This is a genomic window from Bradyrhizobium sp. WSM1417, from assembly GCF_000515415.1.
Taxonomy (GTDB): domain Bacteria; phylum Pseudomonadota; class Alphaproteobacteria; order Rhizobiales; family Xanthobacteraceae; genus Bradyrhizobium.
The window spans coordinates 5,374,167-5,398,275 of sequence record NZ_KI911783.1; the positions used below are offsets into that span (position 1 = coordinate 5,374,167).

At 64.5% G+C, this 24,109-nt stretch carries 22 protein-coding genes; 7 read left to right on the forward strand and 15 right to left on the reverse strand.

Annotated features, from left to right (window positions below; translation table 11 throughout):
* Positions 1 to 101: 101 nt before the first annotated feature.
* Both BRA1417_RS0126185 and BRA1417_RS0126190 read left to right on the forward strand, forming a co-directional pair.
* Positions 102 to 1,259: an MFS transporter gene (locus BRA1417_RS0126185; protein WP_027518338.1), complete on the forward strand. Its 1,158-nt coding sequence runs from the start codon at positions 102 to 104 to the stop codon at positions 1,257 to 1,259.
* A 31-nt stretch (positions 1,260 to 1,290) separates the two neighbouring features.
* Complete coding sequence (locus BRA1417_RS0126190; protein WP_027518339.1) at positions 1,291 to 1,482, forward strand: hypothetical protein; 192 nt, start codon at positions 1,291 to 1,293, stop codon at positions 1,480 to 1,482.
* Here BRA1417_RS0126190 and BRA1417_RS0126195 read toward each other — a convergent pair.
* From BRA1417_RS0126195 to dmeF, 3 genes are all read right to left on the reverse strand, one after another.
* Positions 1,479 to 2,357 (reverse strand): DMT family transporter, encoded by an 879-nt coding sequence (locus BRA1417_RS0126195; RefSeq protein WP_027518340.1) that lies wholly within the window; start codon positions 2,355 to 2,357, stop codon positions 1,479 to 1,481. The genes BRA1417_RS0126190 and BRA1417_RS0126195 overlap by 4 nt on opposite strands.
* Before the next feature lie 83 nt (positions 2,358 to 2,440).
* Positions 2,441 to 3,271: an N-acyl homoserine lactonase family protein gene (locus tag BRA1417_RS0126200; protein ID WP_027518341.1), complete on the reverse strand. Its 831-nt coding sequence runs from the start codon at positions 3,269 to 3,271 to the stop codon at positions 2,441 to 2,443.
* Positions 3,272 to 3,365: 94 nt separating this feature from the next.
* Positions 3,366 to 4,322, reverse strand: a complete 957-nt coding sequence (gene dmeF / locus BRA1417_RS0126205; RefSeq protein WP_027518342.1) for a CDF family Co(II)/Ni(II) efflux transporter DmeF — start codon at positions 4,320 to 4,322, stop codon at positions 3,366 to 3,368.
* Between the two features lie 195 nt (positions 4,323 to 4,517).
* Here dmeF and BRA1417_RS0126210 point away from each other — a divergent pair, with 195 nt between their 5' ends.
* The 5 genes from BRA1417_RS0126210 (at position 4,518) to BRA1417_RS0126230 (ending at position 11,465) form a co-directional block, all read left to right on the forward strand.
* A complete protein-coding gene (locus tag BRA1417_RS0126210; RefSeq protein ID WP_027518343.1) occupies positions 4,518 to 5,336 on the forward strand; it encodes a chromate resistance protein ChrB domain-containing protein in 819 nt (272 codons plus the stop codon).
* Positions 5,336 to 6,721, forward strand: coding sequence for a chromate efflux transporter (chrA, locus tag BRA1417_RS0126215; protein ID WP_027518344.1), 1,386 nt, complete (start codon positions 5,336 to 5,338; stop codon positions 6,719 to 6,721). Before BRA1417_RS0126210 ends, chrA begins: the two co-directional genes overlap by 1 nt.
* 209 nt (positions 6,722 to 6,930) lie before the next feature.
* A complete protein-coding gene (locus BRA1417_RS0126220) occupies positions 6,931 to 7,875 on the forward strand; it encodes a phosphatase PAP2 family protein (protein ID WP_027518345.1) in 945 nt (314 codons plus the stop codon).
* A gap of 1,030 nt (positions 7,876 to 8,905) precedes the next feature.
* Entirely contained in the window at positions 8,906 to 10,111 is a 1,206-nt protein-coding gene (locus tag BRA1417_RS0126225) for an IS30 family transposase (RefSeq protein ID WP_027514986.1), read from the forward strand.
* 139 nt (positions 10,112 to 10,250) lie between these two features.
* Positions 10,251 to 11,465: a YeeE/YedE family protein gene (locus BRA1417_RS0126230; RefSeq protein ID WP_027518346.1), complete on the forward strand. Its 1,215-nt coding sequence runs from the start codon at positions 10,251 to 10,253 to the stop codon at positions 11,463 to 11,465.
* 33 nt (positions 11,466 to 11,498) lie between these two features.
* Here BRA1417_RS0126230 and BRA1417_RS0126235 read toward each other — a convergent pair whose 3' ends face one another.
* The 12 genes from BRA1417_RS0126235 to rpoZ form a co-directional block, all read right to left on the reverse strand.
* A complete protein-coding gene (locus tag BRA1417_RS0126235) occupies positions 11,499 to 13,043 on the reverse strand; it encodes a GMC family oxidoreductase (protein WP_027518347.1) in 1,545 nt (514 codons plus the stop codon).
* Between the two features lie 84 nt (positions 13,044 to 13,127).
* On the reverse strand, positions 13,128 to 15,386 hold the full coding sequence (gene parC / locus BRA1417_RS0126240; RefSeq protein WP_027518348.1) for a DNA topoisomerase IV subunit A: 2,259 nt from the start codon (positions 15,384 to 15,386) through the stop codon (positions 13,128 to 13,130).
* Positions 15,387 to 15,446: 60 nt separating this feature from the next.
* On the reverse strand, positions 15,447 to 15,731 hold the full coding sequence (locus BRA1417_RS0126245) for a hypothetical protein (RefSeq protein ID WP_027518349.1): 285 nt from the start codon (positions 15,729 to 15,731) through the stop codon (positions 15,447 to 15,449).
* A gap of 99 nt (positions 15,732 to 15,830) precedes the next feature.
* A complete protein-coding gene (recO, locus tag BRA1417_RS0126250; protein WP_027518350.1) occupies positions 15,831 to 16,583 on the reverse strand; it encodes a DNA repair protein RecO in 753 nt (250 codons plus the stop codon).
* A gap of 78 nt (positions 16,584 to 16,661) precedes the next feature.
* Positions 16,662 to 17,042, reverse strand: a complete 381-nt coding sequence (locus BRA1417_RS0126255) for a hypothetical protein (protein WP_027518351.1) — start codon at positions 17,040 to 17,042, stop codon at positions 16,662 to 16,664.
* A gap of 21 nt (positions 17,043 to 17,063) precedes the next feature.
* Positions 17,064 to 17,990 carry a GTPase Era gene (gene era, locus BRA1417_RS0126260; protein WP_027518352.1) on the reverse strand — a complete coding sequence of 309 codons (927 nt, stop codon included), beginning with the start codon at positions 17,988 to 17,990 and terminating at the stop codon, positions 17,064 to 17,066.
* Positions 17,980 to 18,846 (reverse strand): ribonuclease III, encoded by an 867-nt coding sequence (gene rnc, locus BRA1417_RS0126265; protein ID WP_027518353.1) that lies wholly within the window; start codon positions 18,844 to 18,846, stop codon positions 17,980 to 17,982. The genes era and rnc overlap by 11 nt, the downstream gene beginning before the upstream one ends.
* Positions 18,843 to 19,607, reverse strand: coding sequence for a signal peptidase I (lepB, locus tag BRA1417_RS0126270; protein ID WP_007603395.1), 765 nt, complete (start codon positions 19,605 to 19,607; stop codon positions 18,843 to 18,845). Before lepB ends, rnc begins: the two co-directional genes overlap by 4 nt.
* Before the next feature lie 248 nt (positions 19,608 to 19,855).
* On the reverse strand, positions 19,856 to 20,275 hold the full coding sequence (gene acpS, locus BRA1417_RS0126275; RefSeq protein ID WP_027518354.1) for a holo-ACP synthase: 420 nt from the start codon (positions 20,273 to 20,275) through the stop codon (positions 19,856 to 19,858).
* Positions 20,272 to 21,024 (reverse strand): pyridoxine 5'-phosphate synthase, encoded by a 753-nt coding sequence (locus tag BRA1417_RS0126280; protein ID WP_027518355.1) that lies wholly within the window; start codon positions 21,022 to 21,024, stop codon positions 20,272 to 20,274. Before BRA1417_RS0126280 ends, acpS begins: the two co-directional genes overlap by 4 nt.
* Before the next feature lie 45 nt (positions 21,025 to 21,069).
* Entirely contained in the window at positions 21,070 to 23,355 is a 2,286-nt protein-coding gene (locus BRA1417_RS0126285) for a bifunctional (p)ppGpp synthetase/guanosine-3',5'-bis(diphosphate) 3'-pyrophosphohydrolase (protein WP_027518356.1), read from the reverse strand.
* 209 nt (positions 23,356 to 23,564) lie between these two features.
* The gene (gene rpoZ / locus BRA1417_RS0126290) at positions 23,565 to 23,957 is read right to left on the reverse strand and encodes a DNA-directed RNA polymerase subunit omega (RefSeq protein WP_007603391.1); all 393 of its coding nucleotides are present in this window, start codon (positions 23,955 to 23,957) and stop codon (positions 23,565 to 23,567) included.
* Between the last annotated feature and the right edge of the window lie 152 nt (positions 23,958 to 24,109).

Sequence of the window (24,109 nt, forward strand, 5' to 3'; positions counted from 1 at the left end):
CCCACCTGCGGCGGGTCGCATATGTCGCGGACGCTGTTGACGCGCTCCCGCCTCGGGCGGCAAATGCGAACGATGACACCGCCGATCAGAAATACGGGGATATGAGCCAGCGCCAGCTTCCGATCATCCTGGCGCTCGGTACCACGCAGACCCTGGCCTGGGCCTCGAGCTACTATCTGCCGGCGCTGCTCGCCGATCCCATGGCGCGCGATCTCGGCATCTCCTCCAACTGGGTCTTTGGCGCGTTCTCGGCCTCGCTGGTGATCTCGGCGCTGCTCGGGCCGCGCATCGGGCGACAGATCGATCTGGTCGGCGGCCGGCAGGTCCTCTCGGTGTCGAACCTGACGATCGCCGCCGGCCTCGTTCTGCTCGGCCTCTCGCAATCGGTGGCGGTGATGGCGATGGCCTGGCTCGTGCTCGGCATCGGCATGGCGATGGGGCTCTACGACGCCGCCTTCGCCGCGCTCGGCCGCATCTACGGCACCGAGGCGCGCAGGCCGATCACCGGCATCACGCTGATGGCGGGCTTTGCATCGACCGTCGGCTGGCCGCTCACCGCCTGGGGCCTCGCCCATATCGGCTGGCGCGACACCTGCTTTGCCTGGGCCGCTGCCAATATCCTGATCGGTCTGCCGCTCAACTTCTTCTTGCTGCCGACGATCAAGGGCGCCAGGCAAGCCGCGGCGACAGCGGTGAAGCCGCATCTGCCGCTCGACCGCACCATGGTGCTGCTCGCCTTCATCTTTGCGGCGGTCTGGACCGTCACCGGCGCGATGGCCGCGCATTTCCCGCGCATCCTGGAGACCACCGGCGCGACGCCGGTCGAGGCGATCGCGGCCGGTGCGCTGATCGGCCCGGCGCAAGTGGCCGCGCGGGTTCTGGAGGCAGGCTTCCTGAGCCGCTTTCATCCGCTGTGGTCGACGCGGCTCGCCTGCCTCACCCACCCGATCGGCGCCGTGGTCGTGGCGATCTTCGGCGGCGCCGCGGCCAGTGCGTTTGCGCTGTTCCATGGCTCCGGCAACGGCATCCTGACCATCGCGCGCGGCACGCTGCCGCTGTCGATCTTCGGCCCCAAGGATTTCGGCTATCGCCTCGGCATCATCGGCGCGCCGGCACGGATGGCGCAGGCCGTGGCGCCGCTGGCCTTCGGCCTGCTCATCGACGTCATGGGCGCCAAGGTGCTGATCGTCTCCTCCGCGCTCAGCCTCTCGGCACTGGCCGCGCTGTTCATGATCCGCGCGCAACCGCGGCCGGATTGACCGGGCCGGAGCTTTCGCGCACAAGCGGAGCATGACCGAAGACACGCGCCCGCCCCGCACATTCAAAGGCCTCCTGCGCTGGGCGACCACGCCGCCGCAGGCTTGGGGTGTCTATCTCCTCGCCATCATCCTGGTCTGGCTGATCTCCTTCTACGCCGGCTCGCTGAAGCCGAGGAAGACGCCGGACGCGAGCCCGCCCGCCGTGACTGCACCGCGCAGCTAGACCGGCTTCGTTTCACTGGTCGCGATCCAGATGCCGGCGAACACAGCGACCAGCCCGATCAGGAGATTTGGCGTGATCGGCTCGCCGATCAGCAGCGCTGCCAGCAAGGTGGCCGCGATCGGGTTGACCGTCATCGTGTTGGCGACCCGGGTCGGCGTTGCCCGCGCCAGCGCCATGACCCAGAGGATGAAGGCGAGCGCACCGCCGCCGATGCCGAGATAGACGCCGGCAATCCACTGCGCCGTCGTGAAGTGCCCGAGCGCTGCGAAACTGCCTTTCACCAGACCCGCGAGCACCAGCACGACGGCGCCCGCACCCATGCCGACCGTGAGAAAACCGAGCGGGCTGGAGCGCTGCATTAGCGGCCGCGACAGCACGTTGTAGAACGCCATGCAGAACACGGCACCGGTCATGATCAGCTCGCCGCGCCAGGCCTCGGGCGGGCTTTGCGCCAGACCCGCGGCCAGCGCCGCCGCCACGCCGAGCACGGCGATTCCGACACCAATGATCTTGCGCGCCGTCAGCCGCTCGACGCCGAGGATGGCGCCGACCACCATGGTGTGGAGCGGCAGCGTCGCCAGCGCGAGACTGGCGCGCGCGGCGGTCGTGTAGGAGACCGCGATGTTGTAGAGGATGAAGAACAGGCCGAAAAAGCAGATGCCGAGCAGCGCCACGGCCGGCCAGTCGGACCGCCGCGGCCAGCGCACGCCAAGCATCAGGGCACATGGCAGCAGGCAGAGAAAGCCGATCCCCCAGCGCAGGATCGCGAGCAGGATCGGATCGGCGCCGCCGACCAGATAGCGGGTGATCGCCGCGGCCGTGCCGCCAAGGCTGCTCGACGCCAGCGCGATCGCAACCCCGGCCCACTCACCCACAATCGTCTCCCGTTGCGGAGCCTGCTGAGGGCGCTAGCACGCCCGTGCTGCCACCGTAGTGGCAACAGGGGCGTCGCGGGAAGCTAGTCGTAAAACTGCGGCGCCATCTTCTGGCTGTCGCGCTGGACCTTGTCGTGGTTGATCCAGAGCTGCGCCTTCTCCTTACTGAGCGTGTCGGCGATCTTCTGCATCGAGGCTGCGCTCTGGTCCTTGTTGGCGTTCATGCTGGGCACACGGCGGTTGTCCCAATTGTCCTTGAAATGCACCGCATCGCCCGACAGCACGACGGCGCCGGACTTCGGCAGCTTCACCAGCAGCGATTGATGTCCCGGCGTATGGCCGGGCGTCGACAGGATGGTCACGCTGCCGTCGCCGAACACGTCCTTGTCGCCCGCAAGCAGCTCGACCGGATGTGACGGCTTGAAGCGCGGCTCGTTGTTGGCGCCGGGCCAGTCATACTCGGCCTTCTGCACGTAAAGCGTGGCCTGCGGGAATAGCTCGACATTGCCGGTGTGGTCGGGATGGGTGTGCGAGACGGCCATCATCTTGACGTCGTCCGGCTTGAGGCCGAGCTGTTCGAGCTGGGCGGCAAGCGTCTTCGGCCGGCGCCAGGTCACGGCCTTGGGATCGGCTGGCGTAAGGCCGTTCGGCATTGCGGCGACTGCGTCGGCGATGCCGGTGTCCCACAGGAACCAGCCCTTGGCGTGCTTGACGAGATAGCAGCTGTCGACGAAGTCCATCGTCTTGCCCTCGTTGAGGCCGGGCGTCCAGCGCGAGATGTCGCCGGCGGTGCCCTCGCCGCAATTGAGCACGTAAAGTTTTTCAACACCGGTCTTTTCGGACTGCGCGAGCACCGCATGACCGGACAGAACGAGTGCAGCGACGGCGACAGCGAGCTTGATCTTTGGCGTCATTCGTTCCTCCCTTGCAGCCATTGTCGGCTGTGACCGAGGGTCAACCCCGGCCACTTCGCAGAATTCCCGCAGACCGCTTCAATGCGGGCAGCCTTTAGTGCGCACAGGTCTCGACCTCGACCGTGACGTGGCTCAGCCCCTTCAATCCGGCGAGCCGCTTTTTGTAGACCGCCGGCTGCTTCGGCTTGTCCGACACCACGGACACCAGCACGGCGCAATGGCCGGGGCCGACCTGCCACAGATGCAGGTCGGTGACGCGGTCGTCACCGATCTCCATGCGCGCCCGGATCACACGCTCCAGCTTCTCGTCGGCGCGCACGTCGAGCAGCACCGCGCCGGACGTCTTGATCAAGCCGAAGGCCCAGCTTGCGATCACGGCACTGCCGATCAGGCCGACCGCCGGATCGGCCCAGGCCCATCCCGAATACATGGCGACCACGAGCGCGGCGATCGCCAGCACCGAGGTCGCCGCGTCCGCGATGACGTGGACATAGGCCGCGCGGAGATTGTTGTCGTGATGATGGTGCTGGTGATGATGATCATGGTCATGATCATCGTGATCATCATGCGCATGGCCGTGATGGTGGTGATCGTGGCTGCCGCGGAGCAGCCAGGCACTGGCGAGGTTGACGCACAGGCCGAGAGCCGCGACCACGATCGCCTCGCCATAGACGATCGGCACCGGATTGATCAGCCGCAGCACGCTCTCATAGGCGATCTCGACCGCGATCAGGCCGAGGATGATCGCGCTGGCAAAGGCGGCGAGATCGCCGAATTTGCCGGTGCCGAAGCTGAAATGCGAGCTCCCCAGGTGCCTCCGCGCAAAGCGATAGGCGAACGCGGCAATCCCCAGCGCCGCCGCATGCGTGCCCATGTGCCAGCCGTCGGCGAGCAGCGCCATCGAGCCGAACAGCGAGCCGGCGACGATCTCGCCGACCATCATGACCAGCGTCAGGACGACGACGAGCCAGGTGCGCCGCTCGTTCTCGTCGTGCTTGTCGCCCAGAAAGGCGTGGTCATGGGTCCATTGCTCGACGGAATGGGAATGCATCGCAAAGTCTCCGAAAGGTCCGGGCCGTTGACCCGCAATATAGACCTGCGGGGTCCCGGACAAAATCGGGCGAAACGAGCCGATTGACAGATAGCTGCTGTTTGGATGTAATGAAGTCCATGGGGATTTGAGCGATCTCCCCACGAGGCGACATGCCCAAGTATCGCGTCCCGTTTGTTCTTACGAGGGCGCATCATGTCTTCCTACACGACGATATCATCTGAAAAAATGGCGCGGCTGATCGGCACGGCAAATGCCCCGGTCCTGATCGACGTGCGCACCGACGAGGACTTTGCCGCCGACCGGCGGCTGATCCCGGGTTCGATCAAGCTCAGCCACGAAAATGTTCCCGACTGGGGCGCCAACTTCGCCGGCCGTTCCGCGATCGTGTCGTGCCTGCGCGGCGAAAAGCTCGCGCAGGGCACAGCGGCGTGGCTCAGGCAGCTCGGCGTGCAAGCCGAGACGCTGGAGGGCGGCTTCGAAGGCTGGAAGGCCGCAAAACTCCCGCTGGTCGACACCCGCAAGCTGCCGCCGCGCGACGCCAAGGGACGCACCGTCTGGGTGACGCGGGCGCGGCCCAAGGTCGACCGCATCGCCTGCCCCTGGCTGATCCGACGCTTCGTCGATCCCACGGCGGTGTTCCTGTTCGTGGCGCCTTCGGAAGTGGTGGCGGTCGGGCAACGCTTCAACGCAGCCCCCTTCGACATCGAGAACGTGTTCTGGAGCCACCGTGGCGAGCTCTGCACCTTCGACGTGATGATCGAGGAGTTCGGGATTGCCGCGCCGGCGCTGCTCCGGCTGGCGACGCTGGTGCGCGGCGCCGACACCGCGCGACCCGACCTCGCGCCGGAGGCCCCCGGCCTGCTCGCGGCTTCGCTCGGGCTGTCGCGGATGTATGATGACGACCTCGAACAGCTCGAGGCCGGCATGCTGCTCTACGACGCCTTCTACCGCTGGTGCCGCGACGCGACGTCTGAGACCCATAACTGGCCGACCAACAAGGCAAAGGCTTGATGGATACCCGTACGACCGAAACAGGAGCTGATGCCGGTCACGGCGTCAGCTTCAGTGAAGCCTTCCGCGTCTGGCTCCGCGTCGCCTGCCTGAGCTTCGGCGGGCCCGCGGGCCAGATCGCGGTGATGCACCGCATCCTGGTCGAGGAGAAGAACTGGATCTCTGAAGCCCGTTTCCTCCACGCGCTGAACTACTGCATGCTGCTGCCAGGGCCGGAGGCACAGCAGCTTGCGACCTATGTCGGCTGGCTGATGCACCGCACCGCCGGCGGGCTGATGGCGGGCGGTCTGTTCATCCTGCCCGGCATCATCGCCATCATGGGCCTGAGCTACGTCTACGCCGCCTATGGCAATGTCAGCTTCGTCGAGGCGCTGTTCTTCGGCTTGAAAGCCGCCGTGCTCGCCATCGTCGTCGAGGCCGTGGTGCGCGTCGGCAAGCGCGCGCTGAAGAACCGCATCATGATCGCGCTTGCCGCGATCGCCTTCGTCGCGATTTTCTTCTTCGCGATCCCCTTCCCAGTCATCATCATCGCCGCCGGCATCATCGGATATATCGGCGCCAAGCAGGGGCGTCCGGAATTCGCGCCGGCCGGTCACGGTCCTGCCGGCAGCAGCGCCGTAATCGACAGCATGCTCGGCGACGCTGTACCCGAGCATGTACGCCCCAACACCGCGCGCGCGATCCGGGTCGGCGCGTTGTGGCTGGCGCTCTGGCTGGTGCCGGTGATCGCGCTGTTGCTCGCTGTTGGACAAGACAATGTCTTCAGCCACATTGCGCTGTTCTTCTCGAAGATGGCGCTGGTCACCTTCGGCGGCGCCTACGCCGTGCTGGCCTATGTCGCCCAGCAGGCGGTCGAGCACTATCACTGGCTCAAGCCGCACGAGATGCTCGACGGTCTCGGCATGGCCGAGACCACGCCGGGTCCTTTGATCATGGTGCTTCAGTTCGTGGGTTTCATGGCCGCCTACCGCGACGCCAGCGGGCTGTCGCCGATGCTCGCGGCCACGCTCGGCGGGCTGCTCGCGACCTGGGTCACTTTCACGCCCTGCTTCCTCTGGATTTTCGTCGGTGCCCCCTATGTCGAACGACTGCGCGGCAACAAGGGTCTCGGCGGTGCGCTCAGTGCGATCACGGCTGCCGTCGTCGGCGTGATCCTCAACCTCTCGATCTGGTTCGCGCTGCACACGCTGTTCCGCGACACCGTGCCGGTGCACGCGTTTCCGTTGGACTTCGACATGCCGGTGCTGACGAGTGTCGACCTCCCCGCGCTCGTGCTGTCCATCGCGGCCGCGACCGCGATCTTCCGTTTCAAGCTGGGTATGCTCACGGTGCTGGCCGGCAGTTGCGCTGCGGGCGTGGCGCTGCGGCTGGCGGGGGTGATCTAGGAAGTGGTCTCCCTGGCAGACTGATGACAGAAGCGTAGCAGGGTCGGCAGTAACCGCGCGCAGAAGATTGAAATTGTCCAGAAGCCTCGGCATGGATTCGCGGGAAAGAGCGAGCTTGGCCGTATTGATCGCCGGTTCCTTTCTCGCGTTAGGAATTCTTTTGCAATTACGGGCAATATTCCCCCACGCAATTAGAGGTAGGTGGCGGGATGCGCGATCGGTTGATCGAAGATGACAGACTGCTGTCCGCCGTCACGAGCCAAACCACCTTGGCGACCGCGCTCCTTGCGGCGCTCGCGATGAACCTTGTGGGCCTGAGTTGCAGCTTTGAGCTATCGGCCGATACGGCCGTGCTACTGACCTCGTACGTGTTTCTCACTGTCTATGTCAGCTTTGTTCGACCCAACGCGGAACTCGCGGGCGTTCTCATCTGCTTTGGTCAGCTCGTTGTCGTCATTCTCATGGGAATTTTATTGACCTACGCCGCATCCGCATTGCCACTGCCTTATCGCGATGCAGAACTACACGCCATAGATCGCTGGTTCGGATTCGATCGAGCCAATTATCTCGCCTTTTTGAGCAGGCACGATGCGCTCCGCGACGTCCTGTCCTTCGCCTACAACTCCATGATGAAGCAAAACATCCTGGTGTTGGTCGCCGCCATTCTGACCTGGCGGCTTGATAGATTGCGGTTATACATCATTGCATTTGCAGTTGCCGTAACGGCGACCGCAATCATCGGAGGCTGCATTCCGGCCGCGAACGCAATGATCTATTTGGATGGGGTTTCCAAGGAATTCTCGACCTTGCCGGAGGGCGGGCACAGCTATTTCCCGGTTCTCGACGGGCTTCGGAATGGAACGCTGCGGATTATCGACTTTCGGTCCGTGGAGGGGTTGATCTCCTTCCCCAGCTTCCACACGGCGAACGCTATTTTATTTGTTTGGGCTCTTTGGCCGATCCGCATCTTGCGCTTGGTGCTCGTGCCTCTGAATCTTCTTCTCATCGCGGGCACGCCCCTCTGCGGCGCACATTATGCCGTAGACATCGTTGGCGGCCTTGCTGTGGCATGCGGAGCAGTCGCTGCAACGAACTGGCTCATCCATGCCCGTCGGATCGAACATCAAGAACGGCTCCTTCTCGCGCAAGGCTGATGCTCTAGCTTCGCATCCACGCCCCTGCCGGCCATTTGCCCCTGGAGGCAAAACACCTGCAGTCTCGACCGATCTGGCGCTGTCAAGCCCCGCACGCGCAAATATTCCACTTTACCGAAATTCGGATTTAGCGTAAAAGCGACACACCCTGGCCCGAGACAAGGGGCGGATCGCGATCGTCACGAACCGCGGGCTGGGCAGCGATGGACGCGACGGCGTCGGGCACAACAGGCATTGCAGGGCGGCTTCGGCTGTGAGCAATGGCTTTCGTGCCTACGACACGGCGCCGACAGCGTTTTCGCATGGCTTCGGGTGCGAGCACACGCCAGCACCCGAAGTCCCAGCGAGGACGTGCGCGGACGAACAAGTCGTGTGGTCCTGACGCCCGGGGTCTGTGCGTCAAGTTCTGCGGTGATGTGGCGGCCCGACCGGGCGCGCGCATCAGTCATCTGCATGGCGACGGGGGCAATAGTGCATCGCTCCCCGAGGAGAGCACGAAGGACACGTTAAAACCATCGCGCAGGGAAGGCCGGGCGATCCGGCGAACCTGTGGTCCACCCCGTGTGCATTTCTATTGCCCACGGACCTGCGGGTGCCAGCCGGCGCCCGGCCTTCCCTGCGCCCTTGTCTCAACGAGGGCAATGCGACGAAGCAAGACTCGGGCGGAACGCGCCGCGAGATCGCGAACTCTCGTCCTCTGTTCGACACGTTTAACCGAGCGGTGGCTGGGCGAACCTCATCCTCGGTGTCGTCGCCCGGCTTGACCGGGCGACCCAGTACTCCGAGACGATCGCAATTGAGAAGAGAAACCGCGGCGTACTGGGCGGATTCAATGGGTCGTCGCAACACTTCAGCAAGGGAGGTTGCGATGAGGCACGGTGTTCGAGCGGGTCGAGCTCAAAAGGCCCTACGAGAGGGTTATAAGCCTTTCTGGTCTGCAATTGCCTCGGGGCGGTCAAGCGAGGATGCTGCGGTGGAGGCCGGGGTATCTCCTGCGGTCGGAGTCCGCTGGTTCCGGAGGGCGGGCGGTATGCCGCCGACACATTTATCGCAATCGTCAAAACCTGCATCGGGGCGTTACCTCTCGTTCGCTGAGCGCGAGGAGATCGCCATTTTGCGCGCGCAGGGTCATGGGGTGCGAGCGATCGCTCGTCAACTCGATCGCCCTCCATGCACGATCTCTCGTGAGCTCCGGCGCAATGTGGCGCGGCGCCACGGCGCTCCAGAGTACCGAGCGACCACGGCACAATGGCACGCTGATCGGTCCGCCCGACGGTCCAAGCTGGCGAAGTTGGCAATCAATCCGGCCCTGAGGGATTATGTGCAGGGCAGGCTTGCCGGTATGATCGCCAAACCGGACGGAGAGCTCCTCGCCGGCCCGAACGTCGTGTGGAAGGGACGCCGGGCTGTGCATCGGCAACACCGCCGCTGGGCGAGGGCATGGAGCCCGGAACAGATTTCTCGGCGACTTCGGTTGGATTTTCCCCAGGATGAGACGATGCGCATCAGTCACGAAGCGATCTATCAGGCGCTTTATGTGCAGGGTCGAGGGGCTTTGCATCGCGAACTGACGGCCTGTTTGCGCACCGGGCGGGCCTTGCGGATGCCGAGAGTACGCGCCCGTAGGGGCAGAAGCTTCATTTCTTCTGAGGTCATGATCAGTCAACGTCCGGCGGAGGTCGCCGATCGAGCTGTGCCGGGCCACTGGGAAGGTGACCTCATTATCGGGCTTGGAAATTCTGCGATCGGCACCTTGGTGGAGCGCTCGACCCGCTTTACCATTCTGCTGCATCTGCCGCGCATGACGGGCCAGGAGCAGGAAACTCGCGTGAAGAATGGACCTGCACTCGCCGGGCACGGCGCTGAGGCAGTGCGCGACGCCATTACCCGGGCAATCGTCACCATGCCCGAGCAACTGCGTCGGTCGCTGACCTGGGATCAGGGAGCTGAGCTGGCTCAGCATGCGCGTCTGAGGATCGACGCTGGCGTGCAGGTCTATTTCTGCGACCCTCACAGCCCTTGGCAGCGCGGGACCAACGAGAACACGAATGGGTTGCTGCGCCAGTACTTCCCAAAAGGGACCGATCTCAGCATGCACAATGCTGGTGACCTCGAGGCCGTGGCTCACGCACTCAATACCAGGCCCAGGAAAACCCTTGGCTGGAAAACACCGGCGGAAACTCTCGACCAATTGCTACGAGTGCGCGATACACAGCGTGTTGCGACGAACGGTTGATTCCGCCCTGGATGCCCAGGTCAAGCCGGGGCATGACAGCCTAGCGCTTTCGCATCAGTTCCAAGGTGGAAAGATTGGAACGGTGAGAATTCGCCAAGGTTAGCTCCCACTGCCGAAGACTCCACTTTTTGGATGAGCCATGACCGATCTATCCATCGATGCGCGGCTGCTTGCCCCTGACAATGACCGGCACGGTGCCAATTTCACGGTCGTCGTTATCGCGGCGGCGATTCTTCTGGCGGGCGCCGCGGCCTTGTCAGGCACGATCTCCTGGCAACAGGGATTGTTGTTTCTTCTCGGAGGCGCACTTGGCCTGACATTGTACCATGCCCTGTTCGGGTTCACCTCGGCCTGGCGCGTCTTCATTGTCGCGCGACGAGGCGCCGGCCTCCGTGCGCAAATGGTCATGCTGGCGCTGGCAACCGCCCTCTTCTTTCCGGCCCTTGCGCAAGGCACGCTGTTCGGCGTTGCCGTGCATGGCGAGCTCGGCGCGGTGGGCGTGGGCATGTTGACCGGGGCGTTCCTGTTCGGCCTTGGAATGCAGCTTGGCGGCGGCTGCGCGTCAGGAACGCTTTATACCGCCGGCGGCGGCAACACGCGCATGCTGGTGACCTTGGCGGCCTTCATCGCCGGATCGACGCTCGGTGCATTGCATCTGCCGTGGTGGAGCGCGCTGCCGAACATCGGCGCCGTCTCGTTGATCGAACGGCTCGGATGGTTGCCGGCGCTCGTGCTCTGCTGGGCTGTGATGGCTGCGATCTATCTCATCACCGTCAGGGCCGAGATCGGCCGGCACGGCGAGCTCGAGCCGGGAGCGCGGACGAAACTGCGCGGCGCGCGCCGCTTCATGCAGGGGCCGTGGCCGCTCCTGTGGGGCGCGATCCTGCTCGCGATCGGAAATTTCGCCACGCTATATCTTGCGGGACGTCCCTGGGGCATCACCTCCGCTTTCGCGCTCTGGGGATCGAAGATCCTGATGGGCCTCGGCGTCGACGTCGCGTCATGGCCCTACTGGCAGGGCGCGCGCGCTCCATCGCTGCAGCAAAGCGTCTTCGGCGACATCACCTCCATCATGGATTTCGGCATCATCCTGGGAGCGTTGCTGGCCGCTGGCCTCGCCGGCAAATTCCATCCGACATGGCGCATCTCCGCATCCTCGCTCCTCGCTGCCATCATCGGCGGCCTGCTGCTCGGGTATGGCGCCCGGCTCGCCTATGGCTGCAATATCGGGGCTTATTTCAGCGGGATCGCGTCGGGCAGCCTGCATGGCTGGTGCTGGCTGGTCGCGGCTTTTCTCGGCAACATTCTGGGGACACAGCTGCGACCGCTGTTCGGCCTGGCCGTCGAGCGATAGGTCTTGGTCTGCACGCCGGCGATCGATGCTCGACTAACGCATCATCATCCGCGCGATCGCCTCCCCAATCACCACCGTCGTAAAATGCGTGTTGGCCCGGCAGTCCGACGGCATGATCGAGGCGTCGGCGACGCGCAGGCCGGAGATGCCCTTCACGGTGCCGTCAGGATTGACCACGCCGTCGGCGTCGTTGACGCCGGTCATGCGGCAACTGCCGGCGGCATGCTGGATGTCGCCGGTCTCACGGCGCAGCAACGCATCGAGCTCGTGATCCGGCAAGGCCGCAGCCTGCGGCAGCGTCAGATCCGTGTCGGCGAGCCGGATCCAGTCGGCGATGCCCGCCAGCCCGGGCTGGGAAGTGATCACGGCAAGCCGCCTCACCGCATCCATCATGCGCAGCATGTCGCGGGAATCGGCCAGCATGTTCTCCTCGACGACAGGATCGATCGCAGGGTCGGTCGAGGCCAGCTTGAGCGTGCCACGAGAATACGCGTTGAACAGCCCGGCGCCGATCGCGCCCGGCACGCCGATGCCGCGGTGGTTGAAGGCGATCAGGATCATGTCGCGCTTGCCGCCGTCGGCGAGGCCTGACGAATAGGTCACGCAGCAATTGGTGTGGCGGGTGTCGGGATCTGTGGGCCGCAGATTTTCGTGGAGCTGGATCGTGGCGCGAAACAGCGGGTGGTCGAAGAAGTGCTTGCCGACCGGCAGGTCGCGCTCGACCGCGATCCCCATCGCCTTCAGCTCATCCGCAGGTCCGATGCCCGAGCGCAGCAGGATCGCCGGACTGTGGATGGCGCCGGCGCACAGCACGATGTGGCGCGCGCTGATCTCGTGGGTGCCCTGCCCCTCGATGTGAACACGGAGGCCGGTCGCCCGGCCGTCGCTGATCAGCACGCGATCGATCAGCGCATGTCCGCGAATTTCCAGATTGGCGCGACCGCGCGCGGGCTCGAGGTATCCCTCGTTGGTGGTGATGCGGCGGCTGTCGCGGCTGTTGATGGGATAGCAGGCGACGCCCTCGCCATCAGCGCCGTTGACGTCGGCGCACCAGGGATACCCGCTCGCCAGCGCCGCATCGCGCAGGCCGCGATCGATCGGCCCCCATTTGTCCGGCGGCGCCCGATAGACCGGCAGCGGTCCGCCGCGACCGTGGCAGGCCTCGTCGCCGAATTCCAGATCATCCTCGATCACCGAGAACAACGGCATGACGTCCTTCGCCGACCAGCCGGTGCAGCCATGGGCCGCCCATTCGTCGAACGCATCGGCGACGCCGCGGATGGCGATCTGGCCGTTCATCATCGATGAGCCGCCAAGCCCCTTGCCGCGCCAGTAGAAGCGCGGCTCCTGGCCGGCCACACGGCGCGTCAGAAGATCAGGCCACTGCCATTTCTCCTGGTACTCGCGCTTGTGGATGATCGGGATGGGATTTGGCGTCCTCACTTCCCAGGGCGCCTCATCGGCGCGCCAGTCCAGACCCGCCTCGAGCAGCAGGACGCGCCGTGCGGGATCCTCCGAGAGCCGCGCCGCAACAGCGGCGCCGGCGGAGCCGCCGCCGACAACAATGACATCGTACATCGCGCTACTTCTCAACGTTCCAGAACACCGAGATGGCGGACGGTATCAGACCGTGCGCACCGGCGGAACCAGACTGTCGCCCGACTACCCGATCACCCTGCCGAACTTGTTCGACTTCGGGAATCCCTTCGGGGCGAGGCGGCCGGCGTCACCGCGGTTGCCGCGCCACTCGGCGAGCTCCTTCATGGTCGCAGAGAATTCGCGGCCAGCGGAGTCTTTCCAGGTCACGCCCGCCTTGGCGTCGAACACGGCGACGTCGGAAAGACCCCCGTCCTTGTATTTCTGCAGGCGCGCACCACGGCCACGCGGCATCTCCTGCATCTGGTCGAGCGGGAAAAGCAGCATCTTGCGGTTCTCGCCAATGACCGCGACGGTGTCGCCGAGCACCTCGGTGACCGTGCGCGCCTCGTTCGGCATGTCGACGTTGAGGACCTGCTTGCCCTTCTTGGTGGTGCCGACGCAATCGTCCTCGTTGACGACGAAGCCCTGGCCCTCGTGGCTCGCGACCAGGAATTTGCGTCCGCCCTTGTTGACGAACAGCGTGACCGGCGCGGCCTCCGGCTCGAGATCGATGAACTGGCGGATCGGCTCGCCATGACCGCGGCCGCCCGGAAGTTTTGCGACATCGAGCGAGTAGAACTTTCCGTTGGTGGCGAACAGCAGCAGCTTCGAGGTCGTTTCCGCGAAGAACGCGAATCCGAGCTTGTCGTCCTGCTTGAAGGCCAGCCCCGAGAGATCCTCGACATGGCCCTTCAAGGTGCGGATCCAGCCCTTGTCGGAGACCACCACCGTCACCGGCTCGCGCTCGACCAGAGCCTCCTCGATCGCGGCGAGATCGTGCTCCGGCGCATCCGCAAAGGTGGTGCGGCGCTTGCCGAGCGGAGTCTTCGGTCCGAACATGTCGCGGACCTTGCCGACCTGCTCGCCGACCTTCTTCCACTGCTCGGGTTCGGACGCCAGCAATCCCTCAATGCCCTTCAGCTCCTTGCGAAGATCCTTGTCCTCGCTGCGGATCTCCATCTCCTCGAGCTTGCGCAGGCTTCGCAGCCGCATGTTGAGGATGGCTTCGGCCTGCACCTCGGTGAGCTTGAACGCCTTGATCAGCGCCGGCTTCGGCTCGTCCTCGGTGCGGATGATCCTGATCACTTCGTCGATGTTCAGATAGGCAATCAGCAGGCCGCCGAGAATCTCCAGCCGGCGCTCGATCTCGGCCTTGCGATGGTTGGTGCGACGGATCAACACGTCGCGCAGATGGTCGAGCCATTCGCGCAAGCACTCCGCGAGCCCCACGACTTTGGGAATGCGGCCCTTGATCAGCACGTTGAGGTTCAGCGGAATCTTGTTTTCGAGCTCGGTCAGCCGGAACAGCGATTCCATCATCAGCGCGGGATCGACGTTCTTCGACTTCGGCTCGATCACGATGCGGACGTCTTCGGCCGATTCATCCCTGATATCGCCGACCAGCGGCAGCTTCTTCTGGTCCAGCAGCTCGGCGATCTTCTCGATCAGCCGCGACTTCTGCACCAGAAAGGGAATCTCGGTGACGACGACGACCCAGGTGCCGCGCGCGCCTTCTTCCTGCTCCCATCGGGAGCGGACGCGGAACGAGCCGCGGCCGGTGGTGTAAGCTTCAGCGATCGCCTGCTTGGAATCGACGCAGATGCCGCCGGTCGGGAAATCCGGACCCTTGACCCATTTCAGCAAGGCCTTGGATTTCGCATCGGGCTTCTCGATCAGATGCAGCGCGGCCTCGCAGAGCTCGGCGGCGTTGTGCGGGGGGATCGAGGTCGCCATGCCGACCGCGATACCCTGCGCACCGTTGGCGAGCAGGTTCGGGAAGCCGCCGGGCAGCACGATCGGCTCTTTCGACTGGCCATCGTAATTGGGGCGGAATTCGACCCCGTCCTCGTCGATGCCGTCGAGCAGAAGCCGCGCGACGTCGGTCATGCGCGCTTCGGTGTAGCGATAGGCGGCCGGATTATCGCCGTCGATATTGCCGAAATTGCCCTGGCCGTCGACCAGCGGGTAGCGCGAGGAGAAATCCTGCGCCAGACGCACCATGGCGTCGTAGATCGCCTGGTCGCCATGCGGATGGAACGAGCCCATCACGTCGCCGACGATTTTGGCGGATTTCTTGAAAGCCGTGCCCGGATCAAGCCGGAGCAGGCGCATGCCATAGAGGATGCGCCGGTGCACCGGCTTCAGGCCGTCGCGGGCATCTGGCAGCGCGCGATGCATGATGGTGGAGAGTGCGTAGGCGAGATAGCGCTCTTCCAGCGCCTCGCGCAGTGGCACCTCATGAATTTCGGCCGGTTCTTCCGGCGGAACGATTCGTTTTCCCATGCCGCCCGGTTAAACCGTGGAAGCGAATCGGGCAAGGATCGATTGGTTCCTGTGGGCGGCCTACTGGCCGGCCCAGCCTGCGGTGAAGGTCTGGGTGGGTGGCGCGGCTTTAGCCTGCGTCGTGGCCGGGGCACTGGTCAGGCACCGCCGCGCCGTCTCGATCTCGGCCTCCGTCGCGCCCTTGGACCGCGCCCATGCCTCTGCGGCTGCAGCGGAATATTTGGCCACATAAAATCTGACAACGGTGCAGGAGGCACGACGAAAGACGCCCGGCTGCTCACCCGCGAGAGCGTCCGGCGCCAGCGCGATCAGCGCTGCCGATATAACAAGTCCCTTGATCAGCATGAGCCTATCCCCGATTGGAACCCAAATGGTAAGTCCGGGGAACCCAGTTTTGTTCCAGCAGGGGCCGGCCTGTCGAGGCAACGCAGAGCCGCGCCAGGCTCATGGCGCGGAAATGGCGATCTTTGCCTGCTGCCGCGTCAGCGCGTTGATGAAGCCCGCCCGCGCGTCGGAATGGCCTTGCCCGCGTGGCTCCAGCACGTGGCGCAGCAGGAACAGGCCGGTCAGCCGAAAGCCGTCCTGGAGATCCTGATCGGTGAGGTCGCCCTGCACCTCGCTTTGGCGCAGGAACGGCGGCAACCGCAACAGGCGGTCGCGCCACGGTTCGCCCGCCCCGCGCGACACCGCGCCGCCGGATTTGGGCGAGACATAGATCAGGTCGTTGGTTTCTCCGGTCACCGCGCAGTTTTCCAGCGCCAGCCCGAAGCCGAGCTCGGTGAGCATCGCCAGCTCGAAATGGATCACGTGTACGGCGGCGCTGCCGATGTCGTCGAAATCGTCCAGCGAATGTTCGAGCAGCGCAAGGATGTTTTCGTGCGGATCGCGCTCCGGCAGCAACCGCGCGATCGAGGCGAGATGGGTGATGCCGTAGACGCCGTGGGATGACCCCAGCAGCGTCGCCGCCCGCAGCTTGAGGCCCTCGATGGCATAGGTGCCGAGATGCTCGTCGAGCCGTGCCCGCCACACCACGCTGAGGCTGTTGCCGGGCTGCAGCAGCGGCCGCATCCGAGAGCCGGCGCCGCCGCGGACGAGACCGAGATGGCGGCCGTGCGCACGGGTCAGCAGCTCGACGATAGCGCTGCTCTCGCCATGCCGCCGCACCCCCAGCACGATGCCTTCGTCGGTCCATTCCATCGGTGAAGTCTAGCGGATTCCGGTCTTCAATCGTAGGGCGGATTGGCGGGATTGCGCGCCGCCAATCCACCCGACGCCTTACGCGTTAAACCAGCCCTGCGCGTCGCCGCGGAACGAGAAATACAATCCCATCGCCGTCAGCACGCAGGAGATGATCTCGATGGCGCTGTCGAGTTCCATGCCCTTCTGGCCGATGATCTGGCCGAGCGAGATCACCGACAGCACGAGCGCTGCGGCCAGCACCCAGCGCGGCCAGTTCTTGCGCCCGCGCGCGGCCAGCCTGACGAAATAGACCAGCAGCAGGATCATGCCGCCGGCGAACAGCATCGACGTCATGATCATCTGCTCGGTCATCTCGGCGTTGGGCGTGCGGTCCTGCACCGCCACCGACAGGGCATCCAGCATCAACGATGCATAGAGCAACGCTTCGAAGCGCCGTACGTTGCTGGGTACGCTCATCGCTGACCGATCTTTTCTTGGTTATTCTTTGGGAAATTCCAGGCCCATCTCGCGATAGCGATCGGGATCGTCGCTCCAGTTCTCGCGCACCTTGACGAACAGGAACAGGTGCACCGGCACGCCCAGGATCTCGCCGATCTCCTTGCGCGAGTCCGCGCCGATCGACTTGATGGTGGCACCGCCCGCACCGAGCACGATCTTGCGCTGGCTTTCGCGCTCGACGAAAATCGTCTGCTCGATGCGCACCGACTTGTCCTTGCGCTCCTCCCACTTGTCGGTCTCGACGGTGGACTGGTAGGGCAATTCCTGGTGCAGCTTGCGAAAGATCTTCTCGCGGGTGATCTCGGCCGCAAGCTGCCGCATCGGTGCGTCCGACATCTGGTCCTCGGGATAGAGGAACGGCCCCGGCGGCACGATCTCGGCCAGCGTATGCCTGAGGTCGTCGACCCCGTCGCCGGAGATCGCCGCGATCATGAAGGTCTTTGCGAAGGCCATGCGCTCGTTGGCGGCCTGCGCCAGCGCCAGCAGCTTCTCGCGCTGGACCAGGTCGACCTTGTTGATGACCAAAATCTTCTCGTGCTTGACGCTGGCGACCTTGGTGAGGATCGCCTCGGCTTCCTCGTCGATGCCGGCCTTGGCATCCAGCAGCACGCAGACGAGGTCGGCGTCATGCGCGCCGCTCCAGGCGGTCGAGACCATGGCGCGGTCGAGCCGGCGCTTGGGCAGGAAGATGCCAGGCGTATCGACCAGGATGATCTGCGCGTTGTCCTCGATCACGATGCCGCGGATCAGCGCGCGCGTGGTCTGCACCTTGCGCGAGACGATCGTGACCTTGGCCCCGACCAGCGCATTGACCAGCGTCGATTTGCCGACGTTAGGCGCGCCGATCAGCGCCACGAAGCCGCAGCGCGTGGCAGTGGGCGCCTCGCCGCTTGCTTCAACCGTCATTGCCGCCGCCAACGCCTTCACGTTCGATCATCACTGAAGCTGCCACCTTCTCTGCCGCGCGCTTGCTGCCGCCGATGCCTTCCGCCGGAGCGAGTCCCGGCAGATCGACCGCGACGCGGAATTGCGGATCATGATGCGGGCCGGTGCGCTCGACCTCGCGGTAAACCGGCGTCGGCAATCCCTTGCCCTGCGCCCATTCCTGGAGAACGGTCTTGGGATCGCGCAATGGACGCCGCGGCTTGTGCATGCGCTCGGTCCAGTTGCGCTTGACGAAATCGGCCGCCGCCGCGTAGCCGCCGTCGAGGAAGACGGCGCCGATCACGGCCTCGCAGATGTCGCCGAGCACGCTCTTGCGCAGGCGCGCGTCGGCGCTGGAGCCGACCGACCCGAGCTTGATGTCGTCGAGCAGACCGAGCGACTTGGCGACATCGGCGCAGCTCTCCTTGCGCACCAGTTCGGCAAGTCGCTTGGACATCTCGCCTTCGTCGGCGTTCGGGAAGGCGTGATAGAGCATATCGGAGACGACGAGCCCGAGCACGTGGTCGCCGAGGAATTCCAGCCGCTGATAGCTGTCGCCGCGCTTGCGCCCGGACTTCAGCGCGGAGACATGCGTGATGCCTTGCATCAAGAGATTCGGATCGGCAAAGCTGTAGCCGATGCGTGCCTCGAGCCCCGCGTTCGCATCCGAGGCCCTGGCCTTGCTGCTCCGCACCCGCTTCTTCTTTGCAGGCGTCTTGTTTTCAGGCGTCTTGATCTCAAGGGCCTTGTTCTCAAGAGTCTTGGTCGCAGCTTCGCCGTCGGGGCCCGCTTGCGCCTCGGTCGGCAGGGTCGCGATGTCCTTGGCTTCGTCTTTCATCGGACGATTTTGAAGAAGCGATTCCAGCGCACCGCCCAGGGCCAGCGCCAGAACATCCAGGCATGCTCGCCTTCGGCGATCGAGAAGAAGATCATCTGGGCGCGCCCGATCAAATTCTCCTGCGGCACGTAGCCGACCTGGCCGAGGAAGCGGCTGTCGGTGGAGTTGTCGCGGTTGTCGCCCATCATGAAGAAGTGGCCGGTCGGCACGGTGTAGACGTTGGTGTTGTCGACGTAGCCGTTGTCGGCGCAGTCCAGCGTCTCGTAGGACACGCCGTTCGGCAGCGTTTCCTTCCAGCGCTTCACACGGGAGACGCCGCTGCCTTCGGCGCCGCAGGGGTCCTCGCCGACAAATTCGCTCATGCGCTGCCGCTCGACCGGCGTGTCGTTGATGTAGAGCAGCCCGTCCCGCATCTGGATGCGGTCGCCGGGCAGGCCGATCACGCGCTTGATGTAGTCGGTGGAATCGTCCTTCGGCAGGCGGAATACGACGATGTCGCCGCGGTTCGGGTCCGAGCCCCAGATCCGCCCCGAGAACAGCGGCGGCGAGAACGGGATCGAGTAGTGGCTGTAGCCGTAGGAATATTTCGAGACGAACAGATAGTCGCCGACCAGCAGCGTCGCCTTCATCGAGCCGGATGGGATGTTGAACGGCTGAAACAGGAAGGTGCGGATCACCAGCGCGATCAGGAGAGCGTGGATCACGACCCGGATCGTTTCGCCGACGCCGCTCTCAGTTTTCGTTCCTGAAGTCACGCTCATTGCTCTCTCAATTCCGGCGGGCGGTCACAGCGCGCCCTCCTCCCGCGAACAGCCTATCGCTCGCGGCCCAAGGAGATTGTCCTGATTCTGATAATGAGGGCCAATTCCGGCGTAAAGCCGAATTCGCCCAGCCTGATTTGCGTCCGCGGACTTTTAGACGGTTGTCGGAGGCCACGCAATCAAGGATCGCATCAAAACTGCATAAGCATTTGATTTTGAATGCGAATTATAAAATTAACGGAGCACCGTCAGGGTTTGGCCAGCGGCACGGCGGAAATAATGACGAAGGCCTGTGCCAACGGCCAGTCATCGGTGATCGACAGGTCGATCTGCGCCCCGAAGCCCTCCGGCGTCAGGGCCTGGAGCCGAGCCAGTGCCCCGCCGGTCAATTGCATGGTTGGCCGCCCTCCCGGCAGGTTGACCACCCCCATGTCGCGCCACCACACGCCGCGCCTGATGCCGGTGCCGAGTGCCTTGGAACAGGCCTCCTTGGCGGCGAAGCGCTTGGCGTAGGTTGCCACCACCATCTTCTCGTTCTTGGCACGCCGCTCCGCCTTGGCCCGCTCGGCCGCGGTGAAGATGCGGTCGAGGAAGCGCTCGCCGTGGCGGTCGATCACCTTGCCGACCCGGGTGATGTCGATCAGATCGGAGCCGATGCCGATGATCATGCCCGGCTCCGGCCGCGGTCCATCGCCGCGCGCATGCTGCGAACCGTCTCGGCGAGACCGACGAATAGGGCTTCGCCGATCATGTAGTAGCCGATGTTTAGCTCCATGATCTCAGGCAAGCCTGCGATCGTCTCCGCCGTCGCGTAGTCCAGCCCGTGTCCGGCGTGAACCTCCAACCCCGCTTCCTTCGCCAGCTTCGCCCCTGCCACGATTCGCCGCCATTCGGCCTCGGCCTTATCAGTGTGACCGTCGACAACGGCATCGCACCAGGCGCCGGTGTGGATCTCGATCACGGGCGCGCGCAGCCGCGCCGCCATCTCGATCTGGGCGGGATCGGCCGCGATGAACAGCGACACCCGGATGCCAGCATCGTTCAGACGCGCGATATAGGGCGCCAGCGCATTGTGCTGGCCGACGACGTCGAGCCCGCCTTCGGTCGTCACCTCCTGGCGCCGCTCCGGCACGAGGCACACCGCGTGCGGCCTGGTGGCGAGCGAAATGCGCATCATGTCGTCGGTCGCCGCCATCTCGAAATTGAGCGGCTTGGAGATCTCGGCTTTCAGCCGCGCCATGTCCTCGTCGCGGATATGCCGGCGATCCTCGCGCAAATGAGCAGTGATGCCGTCGGCGCCGGCCTCGATCGCCAGCAGCGCCGCGCGCACCGGATCGGGATTGCGGCCGCCGCGCGCGTTACGCAGGGTCGCGACATGGTCGACATTGACGCCGAGGCGGAGCGGAGGTGCAGGCATTCAGGACTCACGAAATCATGGGGATAGAACCAGGACGAAAGGCGTCTATCCATTAACACGTTCGGCGCGGGCGACGACCGCCTTCGCGCGCAGCTGGGCCAGGATCGCGCTCAAATGCTTGAGATCGTAGACTTCGAGATCGATCGTCGTCTCCGTGAAATCCGGTGAGCGGCGCTGCATGCTGATGTTGTCGATGTTGCCGTCGTGCTCGGCGATCACGGTCGCGATCTGCGCCAGCGCGCCGGGCTCGTTGACGTTCTCGACCTTGATGCGGGCCGGGAAGCGCTGCGGCGCGGAATCCTCGATGTCCCAGCGCACGTCGAGCCAGCGCTCCGGCTCTTCCTCGAAATCCTTCAGAGCCGGCGCCTGGATCGGATAGATGGTGATGCCTTCACCCGGCGTGACGATGCCGACGATGCGGTCGCCGGGCACTGCGCCGCCATTCGGCGCGAACTTCACCGGCAGGTCGGAATTGATGCCGCGAATCGGGATCGCGACCGGGCTGCGCGGCGGTTCGGACGACTTCTCCTTGAGCTTGCCCACAAGCCCCTTCTTGACGCCGTAGCGCGCGATGCGCTCCTCCTTGTAGTCGGGATACATCGCACGCGCGACGTGGGAGGCCTTGATCTCGCCGCGCCCCACAGCCGCCATGACGTCCTCGATCGAGGTCCGCGCGAGTCGCGGCAGCGCGCCCTTGAGCTTGTCGTCGGCGTATTCGATCTTGGCGCGCTCGAACAGGCGCTCGACGATGCGTCGGCCGAGACCGACATATTGATCGCGCACCGCGGTCCTGGTGGCGCGGCGGATCGCGGCGCGCGCCTTGCCGGTGACCGCGAGCGTTTCCCAGGCCGACGGCGGCGCCGCTTGCGCTTCCGAGGTCAGCACCTCGACCTCGTCGCCGTTCTGAAGCTCCGAGGACAGCGGCGCAAACTGGCCGTTGATCTTGCAGCCCACCGCGCTGTTGCCGACGTCGGTATGCACGGCATAGGCGAAGTCGATCACGTTGGCATGGCGCGGCAGCGCGATCAGCTTGCCCTTGGGGGTGAAGCAGAACACCTGGTCGTGGAACAGTTCGAGCTTGGTGTGCTCGAGGAATTCCTCGGGGTTGGCGCTCTCCGAGAGGATGCCGATGGTGTGGCGCAACCAGGCGAACGCATTGGACTCGCGCTTGAGAAATTCAGTCGGCGAGCCCACGCCTTCCTTGTAGAACACGTGCGCGGCGATGCCGCGCTCGGCGATCTGGTCCATCGCCTCGGTGCGGATCTGCAGCTCGACGCGCTGGTTGCCGGGGCCGATCACGGTGGTGTGGATCGAGCGGTAGTCGTTCTGCTTCGGCGTCGAGATGTAGTCCTTGAACCGGCCGGGCACGACCGGCCAGTTGGTGTGGACGATGCCGAGCGCGCGATAGCAGGCCTCGATGTCGTTGACGACGACGCGGAAGCCGAAGATGTCGGACAATTGCTCGAAGCCGACCGACTTGCGCTCCATCTTGGTCCAGATCGAGAACGGCTTCTTGCGGCGACCATAGACCCGCGCGCCCAAGCCCCGGTGGCGCAGATTGTTGGAGAGCTGGTCCTCGATTTCGCCGATCAGATTGCGGTTGCGTTCGGCCAGCGCATCGAGCCGCTGCATCACCACCGAATAGGCTTCGGGGTCGAGGGTCCGGAACGACAGGTCCTCGAGCTCCTCGCGCATTTCCTGCATGCCCATGCGCCCTGCCAGCGGCGCATAGATGTCGAGCGTCTCCTCGGCAATGCGCCGTCGCGATTCCGTCGGCACGAAGTCCAACGTGCGCATGTTGTGCAGGCGGTCGGCGAGCTTCACCAGGAGCACGCGGACGTCGTCGGCAATTGCCAGCAACAATTTGCGCAGATTTTCGGCCTGCTTGGCCTCCCGCGACACCAGCTCCAGCCGCTTCAGCTTGGTCAGGCCCTCGACCAGCGCGCCGATCTCGGGCCCGAAGATCTGGTCGATCTCGGCCCGCGTCGCTTCGGTGTCCTCGATCGTATCGTGGAGCAGCGCAGCCACAATGGTGGCGTCGTCGAGCTTCAGGTCGGTCAGAATCGCCGCCACTTCGAGCGGATGAGAGAAGTACGGGTCGCCCGAGGCGCGGGTCTGCGAGCCGTGCGCCTTCATGGCGTAGACGTAGGCGCGGTTCAGCAAATCTTCGTCGGTGTTGGGATTGTAGGACCTGACGCGCTCGACGAGGTCATATTGACGCATCATGCGTGCGCGAGGCTTCGCCGGGCGCGCCACCGGCGCAGTCGGGGCCACGGCAACCGATTCGGTTGCGGCCTGCATCTGCGTTGGTGTGCGGCGTCGATATACCATGCCGTCCTGCCTTCAAACGGACCACGACACAGCCCGTTGTATACATCTTAGCTCCGATCGCGCGCGTGTCCGATCAATTCGGTGACAGGGACAGGCGCGAACCGATGACGCTATGGTAACCACGAAAACGCCAACAAAAGCAAAGGCCCGAACAACGGTTCGGGCCTTTGATCAGATCACAAAGAAGTCGATGAGCGTGATGGGACGATTTACTCGTCTTCCTCGGGCTGCTCCTCGGGCGGTGCGAGGCCCTCGAGACCCTTCAGGAGCTCTTCTTCCGTCATGCGCTCCACGGCGACTTCGGTATCGTCTGCATCCACGCTTGCACCGGCGGAACCGATCAGCGGCACAGTGTCCGGCTCGGGCTCGTCGACCTCGACGAACTTCTGCAGCGAGTGCACCAGCTCCTCGCGGAGATCCTCCGGCGAAATCGTGGTCTCAGCAATTTCGCGCAAAGACACAACAGGGTTCTTGTCGTTATCGCGGTCAACCGTTAGTTGTGAACCAGACGAAATCATGCGGGCCCGGTGGGCGGCCAGCAGGACCAGGTCAAACCGGTTGTCGACCTTGTCGATACAATCTTCTACGGTGACGCGAGCCATCGACTGTCGCTCCGTTGTGGGTGGGACGAAATATGTGGATGAATGCCGGTAGTTATAGGGGCCGGGAGGGTTTCGCAAGGCCAATTTGTGATTTGGCCTCGCCAAACGGCTCTGCTACCCCCACATTGGGGCTGGGATGGGTGGTTTCCCGG